General features: G+C 73.2%; 11 protein-coding genes. 1 reads left to right on the top strand and 10 read right to left on the bottom strand.

Features of this window, described 5'->3' with window-relative positions:
• Positions 1 to 2: 2 nt before the first annotated feature.
• Entirely contained in the window at positions 3 to 986 is a 984-nt protein-coding gene (locus tag MUK52_RS25830; RefSeq protein ID WP_114056746.1) for an aspartate carbamoyltransferase catalytic subunit, read from the bottom strand.
• A 105-nt stretch (positions 987 to 1,091) separates the two neighbouring features.
• On the bottom strand, positions 1,092 to 1,685 hold the full coding sequence (gene pyrR / locus MUK52_RS25825; RefSeq protein ID WP_281277951.1) for a bifunctional pyr operon transcriptional regulator/uracil phosphoribosyltransferase PyrR: 594 nt from the start codon (positions 1,683 to 1,685) through the stop codon (positions 1,092 to 1,094).
• Positions 1,686 to 1,929: 244 nt separating this feature from the next.
• Between pyrR and bldD the strand changes: the two genes are divergently transcribed.
• Entirely contained in the window at positions 1,930 to 2,430 is a 501-nt protein-coding gene (gene bldD / locus MUK52_RS25820) for a transcriptional regulator BldD (protein ID WP_030841550.1), read from the top strand.
• A 174-nt stretch (positions 2,431 to 2,604) separates the two neighbouring features.
• Here the strand turns inward: bldD and nusB are convergent, their stop codons facing one another.
• The 8 genes from nusB to aroC all read right to left on the bottom strand — a co-directional run bounded on the left by nusB (position 2,605) and on the right by aroC (position 8,965).
• Complete coding sequence (gene nusB, locus MUK52_RS25815) at positions 2,605 to 3,036, bottom strand: transcription antitermination factor NusB (RefSeq protein ID WP_114056747.1); 432 nt, start codon at positions 3,034 to 3,036, stop codon at positions 2,605 to 2,607.
• A gap of 2 nt (positions 3,037 to 3,038) precedes the next feature.
• Positions 3,039 to 3,605, bottom strand: coding sequence for an elongation factor P (gene efp / locus MUK52_RS25810; RefSeq protein ID WP_114056748.1), 567 nt, complete (start codon positions 3,603 to 3,605; stop codon positions 3,039 to 3,041).
• A gap of 59 nt (positions 3,606 to 3,664) precedes the next feature.
• Positions 3,665 to 4,774, bottom strand: coding sequence for an aminopeptidase P family protein (locus MUK52_RS25805; protein ID WP_114056749.1), 1,110 nt, complete (start codon positions 4,772 to 4,774; stop codon positions 3,665 to 3,667).
• Positions 4,775 to 4,858: 84 nt separating this feature from the next.
• Complete coding sequence (locus MUK52_RS25800; protein ID WP_284580392.1) at positions 4,859 to 5,656, bottom strand: AAA family ATPase; 798 nt, start codon at positions 5,654 to 5,656, stop codon at positions 4,859 to 4,861.
• 84 nt (positions 5,657 to 5,740) lie between these two features.
• Entirely contained in the window at positions 5,741 to 6,181 is a 441-nt protein-coding gene (gene aroQ, locus MUK52_RS25795) for a type II 3-dehydroquinate dehydratase (RefSeq protein WP_114056751.1), read from the bottom strand.
• On the bottom strand, positions 6,178 to 7,269 hold the full coding sequence (aroB, locus tag MUK52_RS25790) for a 3-dehydroquinate synthase (RefSeq protein ID WP_114056752.1): 1,092 nt from the start codon (positions 7,267 to 7,269) through the stop codon (positions 6,178 to 6,180). The genes aroQ and aroB overlap by 4 nt, the downstream gene beginning before the upstream one ends.
• The gene (locus tag MUK52_RS25785; RefSeq protein ID WP_114056753.1) at positions 7,266 to 7,784 is read right to left on the bottom strand and encodes a shikimate kinase; all 519 of its coding nucleotides are present in this window, start codon (positions 7,782 to 7,784) and stop codon (positions 7,266 to 7,268) included. Before MUK52_RS25785 ends, aroB begins: the two co-directional genes overlap by 4 nt.
• Positions 7,781 to 8,965 carry a chorismate synthase gene (aroC, locus tag MUK52_RS25780; protein WP_114056754.1) on the bottom strand — a complete coding sequence of 395 codons (1,185 nt, stop codon included), beginning with the start codon at positions 8,963 to 8,965 and terminating at the stop codon, positions 7,781 to 7,783. The genes MUK52_RS25785 and aroC overlap by 4 nt, the downstream gene beginning before the upstream one ends.
• Between the last annotated feature and the right edge of the window lie 161 nt (positions 8,966 to 9,126).

Here is a 9,126-nt window from a genome sequence, read left to right as displayed (position 1 = left end):
GGTTACTTGGTCTCCTCGGTGCGGGACGGGGCGGTGACGGCGGGCTCGGAGCCGCCGAGCAGGAGGTAGAGGACGGCCATGCGGACGGAGACGCCGTTGGCGACCTGCTCGACGACGGTGCAGCGGTCGGAGTCGGCGACCTCGGCGGTGATCTCCATGCCGCGGACCATGGGGCCCGGGTGCATGACGACGGCGTGCTCGGGCATCCTCGCCATCCGGGCGGCGTCGAGCCCGTACCGGCGGGAGTACTCGCGCTCGGTGGGGAAGAACGCGGCGTTCATGCGTTCGCGCTGCACACGCAGCATCATGACCGCGTCGGACTTCGGCAGCACCTCGTCGAGGCTGTAGGAGACCTCGCAGGGCCAGGTCTCGACGCCGACGGGGACGAGCGTGGGCGGGGCCACGAGGGTGACCTCGGCGCCGAGGGTGTGCAGCAGGTCGACGTTGGAGCGGGCGACGCGGCTGTGGAGGATGTCGCCGACGATGGTGATGCGGCGGCCGGCGAGGTCCTTGCCCAGGCCGGCGTCGCGGCCGACGAGGCGGCGGCGCATGGTGAAGGCGTCCAGCAGGGCCTGGGTGGGGTGCTGGTGGGTGCCGTCGCCGGCGTTGATGACGGGGGCGTCGATCCAGCCGGAGTTCGCCAGGCGGTAGGGGGCGCCGGAGGCGCCGTGCCGGATGACGACGGCGTCGACGCCCATGGCCTCCAGGGTCTGGGCGGTGTCCTTGAGGGATTCGCCCTTGGAAACGGAGGAGCCCTTGGCCGCGAAGTTGATGACGTCCGCGGAGAGGCGCTTCTCGGCGGCCTCGAAGGAGATCCGGGTGCGGGTGGAGTCCTCGAAGAAGAGGTTGCAGATCGTACGGCCGCGCAGGGTGGGCAGCTTCTTGATCGGCCGGTCGGCGACGCGCGCCATCTCCTCGGCGGTGTCGAGGATCAGGACGGCGTCGTCGCGCGTGAGGTCGGCGGCCGAGATGAGGTGGCGCTTCATCTGGGTGCTCCGTGGGTTGAAGGAGGGCAGAGCGGCGGGCGGCGTGCCGGAGGGGTGCGGGGCAGGCCGGAGCGCGGGCCCGTGCGGGCCCGTCAGGGGGTCGGGCTACTGCCCGGCTTCGGCGTCGGTCCGCTGGCCGAGCAGCACGGCGTCACGGCCGTCCTCCTCCTGGAGCTGGACCTTGACGATCTCCCGGAGGGAGGTCGGGAGGTTCTTGCCGACGTAGTCGGCGCGGATCGGCAGTTCGCGGTGGCCGCGGTCGACGAGGACGGCGAGCTGGACCGCGCGGGGGCGGCCGAGGTCGCCGAGGGCGTCGAGGGCGGCGCGGATGGTGCGGCCGGAGAAGAGGACGTCGTCGACGAGGACGACGAGGCGGCCGTCGATGTCGTCACCGGGGATCTCGGTGCGGCCGATGGCGCGGGCCGGCTTCATCCGCAGGTCGTCGCGGTACATGGTGATGTCGAGGGAGCCGACCGGGATCTTCGTGCCGGTGATCTCTGCGAGCTTGGCGGCCAGCCGGCGGGCGAGGAACACGCCGCGGGTGGGGATGCCGAGGAGCACCACGTCGTCGGCGCCCTTGGCGCGTTCGACGATCTCGTGGGCGATGCGGGTCAGGACCCGCGCGATGTCCTGTGCTTCGAGGACGGGGCGCATGGGCCCGCTCTCGACCGCACCGGCGTTCAAAGCCTGAGCGTCCATGGGAAAAGGACCTCCTTCTCCGCCTCACGGGACGGACCTTAAAGGACGTCTGCAACGGTCCCCACGGTACCAGCGGTCCGGGCGGGCGCCGAACCGGGGGCAGGCGGGCCCCCGTCCGCGGGCCGGGGTGGGCATTCGGCTTGACGCACCCAAGTCACGCTGCGTAACCTCACAGTGAGTTACCAGCCGCGCGGCGAGCCGCTCGGAGTCAAGTAGCCACAGCGTCACAGCGTCCGGGAGCGTTATGTCCAGCGAATACGCCAAACAGCTCGGGGCCAAGCTCCGCGCCATCCGCACCCAGCAGGGCCTCTCCCTCCACGGTGTCGAGGAGAAGTCCCAGGGCCGGTGGAAGGCCGTGGTGGTCGGTTCGTACGAGCGCGGGGACCGCGCCGTGACCGTCCAGCGCCTCGCCGAGCTGGCGGACTTCTACGGGGTGCCGGTGCAGGAGCTGCTGCCGGGCACGACGCCCGGCGGGGCAGCCGAGCCGCCGCCGAAGCTGCGCCTGGACCTGGAGCGCCTTGCGGGCGTGCCCGCGGAGAAGGCCGGACCGCTCCAGCGCTACGCGGCGACGATCCAGAGCCAGCGCGGCGACTACAACGGCAAGGTGCTGTCGATCCGCCAGGACGACCTGCGCACCCTGGCCGTCATCTACGACCAGTCGCCCTCGGTCCTGACCGAGCAGCTGATCAGCTGGGGCGTGCTCGACGCGGACGCGCGCCGCGCCGTGGCGCACGAGGACGCGTAGCCCTCCGGTCCCCCGGGACCAGCAGAAACGTTACCGGTGCGGGCCGGGAGCCGGATTCCGGCTCCCGGCCCGCACCGGTTTCCCATGCGCCGGCGAAGGTCCGGAGAGCCGGAAGGGGCCCGCGGCGCCGGTGCGCTGCGGGCCCCTTCCGGCGTGCCGGGCGGCTGCCGGGGGCTACTCGCCCCGGCGCAGGCTCGGCTTCAGGTCCTTGAAGCGGGCGAGGAGCCCGTTGACGAAGGACGGCGACTCGTCCGTGGAGAACTCCTTGGCCAGCTGCACGGCCTCGTCGATGGCCACGGCGTCCGGGGTGTCGTCCACCCAGATCAGCTCGTACGCCCCGAGCCGCACGATGTTCCGGTCGACGACCGGCATGCGGTCGAGCTCCCAGTCCACGGCGTACGTGACGATGAGGTCGTCGATGCGCTTCACCTTGTCGGCGTAGCCCTCGACGAGGTCCATCGTGAAGGCGTTGACCGGAGGCTGCCGGTCGTCCGACCGCGCGTGGCGGACCCAGTCCGCGAGGACCTCCCGCACGGGCACCCCGCGCTGGTCGGCCTCGAACAGGATCTGGAAGGCGCGCTTGCGCGCGTTGCTGCGGGCAGCCACGGTTAGCCGTTCACCCGGCCGAGGTAGTCGCTGGTGCGGGTGTCGACCTTGACCTTCTCGCCCGTGGTGACGAACAGCGGGACCTGGATCTCGTGGCCGGTCTCCAGGCGGGCGGGCTTGGTGCCGCCGGTGGAGCGGTCGCCCTGGACGCCCGGGTCGGTGTGCTCGATGACCAGCTCGACGGCGGCCGGCAGCTCGACGTAGAGCACCTCGCCCTCGTGCTGGGCGACGGAGGCGGTGAAGCCCTCGACGAGGAAGTTGGCGGCGTCGCCGACGGCCTTGCGGTCGACGTGCAGCTGGTCGTAGGTCTGCATGTCCATGAAGACGAAGTAGTCGCCGTCCATGTACGAGAACTGCATGTCGCGGCGGTCGATGGTGGCCGTCTCGACCTTCACGCCCGCGTTGAAGGTCTTGTCGACGACCTTGCCGGACAGCACGTTCTTGAGCTTGGTGCGCACGAAGGCCGGGCCCTTGCCGGGCTTGACGTGCTGGAACTCGACGACGGACCAGAGCTGGTCACCGTCGAGCTTGAGCACCATGCCGTTCTTGAGGTCGTTCGTGGAAGCCACGGTTGCGGAATCTCCTGCACTGGAAGACCACGGGTGCGCACACGGCCCGCCGGACGGACCTACAGTGCGAGCAGCTCCTTGGTCGTAATGGTGAGTAGCTCGGGACCGCCGTCCGCCTCGGGGCGTACGACGAGCGTGTCATCGATCCGGACTCCGCCCCGGCCCGGGAGGTGGACCCCCGGTTCGACGGTGACCGGCACGCAAGCGTCCAGTTTACCCATTGCCGTAGGTGCAAGCTGCGGGTCCTCGTCGATTTCGAGGCCGACGCCGTGTCCGGTCGACGGAGCGACCGCTTCCGAATGGCCCGCGGAGTCCAGCAGGGAACGCGCCGCACGGTCCACGTCCCGGTACGCGGCCCCCGGAAGGAGCGCCTCGCGGCCGGCCCGCTGGGCGGCGAAGACGAGGTCGTACAGCTGGATCTGCCAGTCGGCGGGGCTGGTGCCGATGACGAAGGTCCGGCCGATCTCGCACCGGTAGCCGCGGTAGTTGGCGCCCAGGCAGACGGTCAGGAAGTCGCCCTCCTCCACCCGCCGGTCGGAGGGCCGGTGCCGGGCGCGGCCCGAGTGCGGCCCGGTGCCGACGGAGGTCGGGAAGGCCGGGCCGTCGGCCCCGTGGTCGACGAGGCGTCGCTCCAGCTCCAGGGCGAGGTGGCGCTCGGTACGCCCGACGAGGATCGACTCCAGCAGTTCGCCGAGGGCCTGGTCGGCGATCTCGGCGGCGATCCGCAGGCAGGCGATCTCCTCCTCGTCCTTGACCAGGCGCTGCTGTTCGACGGCGGTCCCGAGGTCGGTGAGCCGCAGCCGCGGCGCGACGGAGTGCAGCGCGCGGTGGCGGGCGACGGTGAGGTGGTGCTCCTCGACGGCGAGGCAGTCGGCACGGGCGGAGCCGGCCAGGTCCGCGGCGGCGACGGCCGCGTCCGCACCGGGCCCGGCCAGGACGGAGAGCCGCAGCCGCTCGTCGAGGCGGCCCTCGTCGAGCTCGCCGCTGGGCGGGCCCACCGTGAAGAGGCTGTCCTCGCCGCCGGGCCCCAGCAGCAGGACGGCACCGCGCGGGGCGCCCCCGGCGAGGTAGCGGACGTTCGCCGGACGCGTGATCAGTGCGGCGTCGTTCCCGGCGGCGGCACAGCGGTCGCGAAGCAGGCCCCGGCGGGCCGCGTACACGTCTGACATGTCTTCGAGCCTACGAGCGCCCGGCGCATCCGGCCCGGCGAGCGCCCCCGTCCGGTGCGGGGGCCCCGTGCGGTGCGGGGGACGTCAGGGGGAGGCGGCGGAGAGGGAGCGGGCCAGGGCCTCGTCCAGGGCGCGGGCGGTGGCTTCGACGTCGAGGTCGGAGTTGTCGATGATCGGCAGCCCGGATCCGTACCAGCCTGCCATCCGGCCGTGGATGCGGGCGACCTCCTCGTCGGAGAGCCTGCGGTTGCCGGAGCGCTGTGCGTTGCGCTCCAGGACGATCTCCAGGCCCGGCAGCAGCACCACAGGCAGCAGGTGGGGGCCGACGTGGCGCTTCCAGCCGCCGAGGCCGACGACGGGCCGGTCGGGGAAGACGGCGTCGTCGAGGATGCAGGAGATCCCGTTGGCCAGGAAGTTGCGGGCGGCGAAGCCGCAGGTGCGGCGGGCGAGGCGGTACTGGGCCTCGGAGTGGTCGTTCCAGCCGGCCTGGGGGTCGGCGAAGCCGGAGCAGACCCATTCGCGGACGTCGTCGAGGCTGATGTGCGCGGTGGGCACGGGGCGCCTGCCCGCCCAGTGCCGGGCCACGGTGGTCTTGCCGGCGCCGGCCGGGCCGATGAGGAGCACGGCGATCGTCGCCGTGCCGGTGCCGTTGCCGGCTCCGCTGCCGGCGGCCGGCGCGGCGGCGGCGGGCGGCAGCAGGATGTGCCCGGTGGCGTCGGGCCCGGCGGGCGGGCCGGGCTGCGGGCCTGGCGGGGGCATGTGCGGGGGCGGCGGGGAGCCCGGCCAGCCCTGGGCGGGCGCTATCGGCGGCTGCGGCGGCAGCGGCGGCTGGTGTCCCTGCGGACCCCAGCCGCCGCTGCCGCCCCCGACTCCCTGGTGCATTCCGCTGCCACTCCGTCTCGTTCCACCGACTGATGCGAGAACGTTATATGACTGCGGGCGCGGCGCCGCCCACCGGAGCCCGCCTCAGCGGTCGGCTTCCTCCGCGAGGGCGCGCAGGGCGAGCCGGTAGGAGCCGATGCCGAAGCCCGCCACGGTGCCGGTCGCGACCGCCGCGATCACCGAGGTGTGCCGGAACTCCTCGCGGGCGTACGGGTTCGAGATGTGCACCTCGATCAGCGGGGCGGTGCGCTGCGCAGCCGCGTCCCGCATGCCGTACGAGTAGTGCGTGAACGCCCCGGGGTTGATGACCACGGGGATCTTCCCGTCGGCGGCCTCGTGGAGCCAGCGGATCAGCTCCCCCTCGTCGTTGGTCTCGCGGACCTCGACGTCGAAGCCGAGCTCCGCGCCCAGCTCCCGGCACGTCTCGACGAGCCCGGCGTACGAGGTGGCCCCGTACACGTCGGGCTCGCGGGAGCCGAGCCGGCCGAGGTTGGGGCCGTTGAGCACCAGCACCCGGCGGCTCATGCCGAGACCTCGCCGTAGGCGGCGATCAGGTGGGCCGGGTCGGGGCCCTCCAGGACGGTCGGCTTGCCCAGCCCGTCGAGGACGATGAACCGCAGCAGGCTGCCGCGGGACTTCTTGTCGACCTGCATGGTCTGGAGCAGCTTGGGCCACTGGTCGCCGCGGTAGGTGAGCGGCAGGCCGACGGAGGCGAGGATCTCCTTGTGCCGGTCGGCGGTGGCGTCGTCGAGGCGTCCGGCGAGCCGGCCGAGCTCGGCGGCGAAGACCATGCCGACGGAGACGGCAGCGCCGTGGCGCCACTTGTAGCGCTCGTTCTTCTCGATGGCGTGGGCCAGGGTGTGGCCGTAGTTGAGAATCTCCCGCAGGCCCGACTCCTTGAGGTCGCTGGAGACGACGTCCGCCTTGACCTGGATGGAGCGGACGATGAGCTCCGCGGTGTGCGGGCCGTCCGGGGTGCGGGCGGCGGCCGGGTCGGCCTCGATCAGGTCGAGGATGGCGGGATCGGCGATGAACCCGGCCTTGATGACCTCGGCGAGGCCGCTGACGTAGTCGTTGACCGGCAGCGAGTCGAGGGCGGCCAGGTCGCACAGGACGCCCGCGGGCGGGTGGAAGGCGCCGACGAGGTTCTTGCCCTCGGCCGTGTTGATGCCGGTCTTGCCGCCGACGGCCGCGTCGACCATCGCGAGGACGGTGGTCGGCACGGCGATCCAGCGCACCCCGCGCAGCCAGGTGGCCGCGACGAAGCCCGCCAGGTCGGTGGTGGCGCCGCCGCCGACGCCGACGATGGCGTCGGTGCGGGTGAACCCGGACTGGCCGAGCGCCTTCCAGCAGTAGGCGGCGACCTCGGCGGTCTTGGCCTCCTCCGCGTTCGGCACCTGGATGGCGATGGCCTCGTAGCCCTGCTCGGCCAGGTCGTCGCGCAGCGCCTCGCCGGTGGAGGCGAGCGCCTCGGGGTGGATCACGGCGACCCGCTGGGCCCTGGTGCCGATCAGCCCGCCGAGCTCGCCGAGCAGCTGCCGGCCGACCAGCACGTCGTACGGGTCGTGGCCGGCGCTGCCGCCGACGTGGATCCGCGTCACCTGGTCTGTCATACGTCCTTCAACTCCAGTGCGTCGAGGACCGCCTGGGCGACCTCTTCGGGGGTGCGCGCGTCGGTGGCGACCTCGACGCGTGCGACTTCGGTGTACAGGGGGCGGCGGGCCTCCATCAGCTCGCGCCACTGCCGGCGCGGGTTGACGGCGAGCAGCGGGCGGGCGGCGCCGAGGCCGACCCGCCGGACGGCCTCCTCGACGTCCATCGACAGGTAGGCGACGGGCAGTCCGGCCAGCAGGGCGCGGGTGCCCGCGTCGAGGACGGCGCCGCCGCCGAGGGCGAGCACTCCGGTGTGCTCGGCGACGGCCGCGGCGACCGCCTGCCGTTCCAGCTCGCGGAAGTGCGGCTCGCCCTCGTCGACGAAGATGTCGGCGATCGCCCGGCCCTCGGCGGCGACGATGTCGGCGTCGGTGTCCCGGTAGGGGACGCCGAGCCGGTCGGCGAGGAGCCCGCCGACGGTGGACTTGCCGGAGCCCATGGGGCCGACGAGGACGACCAGGGGTCCGCCGGTCACCGGATGTGCAGGTTGTCGAGGTAGGACTGCACGTTGCGGCGGGTCTCGGCGACCGAGTCGCCGCCGAACTTCTCCACGACGGCGTCGGCGAGGACCAGGGCGACCATGGCCTCGGCCACGATGCCGGCCGCGGGGACGGCGCACACGTCGGAGCGCTGGTGGTGCGCGGCGGCCGCCTCGCCGGTGGCGACGTCGATGGTGGCCAGGGCGCGCGGGACGGTCGCGATGGGCTTCATCGCGGCGCGGACGCGGAGCAGCTCGCCGGTGGTCAGGCCGCCTTCGGTGCCGCCGGAGCGGCCGGAGGTCCGCTTGATGCCCTCGGGGGTGGCGACGATCTCGTCGTGCGCCTTGGAGCCGGGGACGCGGGCCAGGTCGAAGCCGTCGCCGACCTCGACGCCCTTGATGGCCTGAATGCCCATCAGCGCGGCCGCGAGGCGGGCGTCCAGGCGGCGGTCCCAGTGGACGTGCGAGCCGAGGCCGACGGGGACTCCGTAGGCGAGGACCTCGACGACGCCGCCGAGGGTGTCGCCGTCCTTGTGGGCCTGGTCGATCTCGGCGACCATCGCCTTCGAGGCGTCCGCGTCGAGGCAGCGCACCGGGTCGGCGTCCAGCTTCTCGACGTCGGCCGGGGTGGGGTAGACGCCGTACGGGGCCTTGGCGGCGGCGAGTTCGACGACGTGGCTGACGATCTCGATGCCGGCGGCCTCCTTCAGGAAGGAGCGGGCGACGGCGCCGAGGGCGACGCGGGCGGCGGTCTCACGGGCGCTGGCGCGCTCCAGGATCGGCCGGGCCTCGTCGAAGCCGTACTTCTGCATGCCGGCCAGGTCGGCGTGGCCCGGGCGGGGCCGGGTGAGCGGCGCGTTGCGGCCGGTCTCCTTCAGCTCCGAGGGGTCGACGGGGTCGGCCGACATGACCTTCTCCCACTTGGGCCACTCGGTGTTGCCCACCATGACGGCGACCGGGGAGCCCAGCGACAGGCCGTGGCGCACGCCGCCGAGGAAGGTGACCTCGTCCTGCTCGAACTTCATCCGCGCGCCGCGCCCGTACCCGAGCCGGCGCCGCGCCAGGTGGTCGGCGACCAGCTCCGTGGTCACCGGGACGCCGGCGGGAAGCCCCTCCAGCGTCGCCACCAGCGCCGGACCGTGCGATTCCCCGGCGGTCAGCCAACGCAACCTGCTCAACGATGCTCCTCATGCTCGCGCCTGGTACAGCGGCGGCGCGGCCGGGTGCGCGGCCCGGACCCGCCTTTACCCGATCCTCCCACGTCCGGGCCGGTGCACCGCCCCCCGGTCCAGCTGGCGGGACGGGCGGTCCACCCGGCCCACCCTGGCCGCAGCGCCCG

This window comes from Streptomyces sp. 2P-4, from assembly GCF_030167965.1.
Classification (GTDB): domain Bacteria; phylum Actinomycetota; class Actinomycetes; order Streptomycetales; family Streptomycetaceae; genus Streptomyces; species Streptomyces globosus_A.
This window is presented reverse-complemented; position numbering and strand designations above follow the sequence as displayed.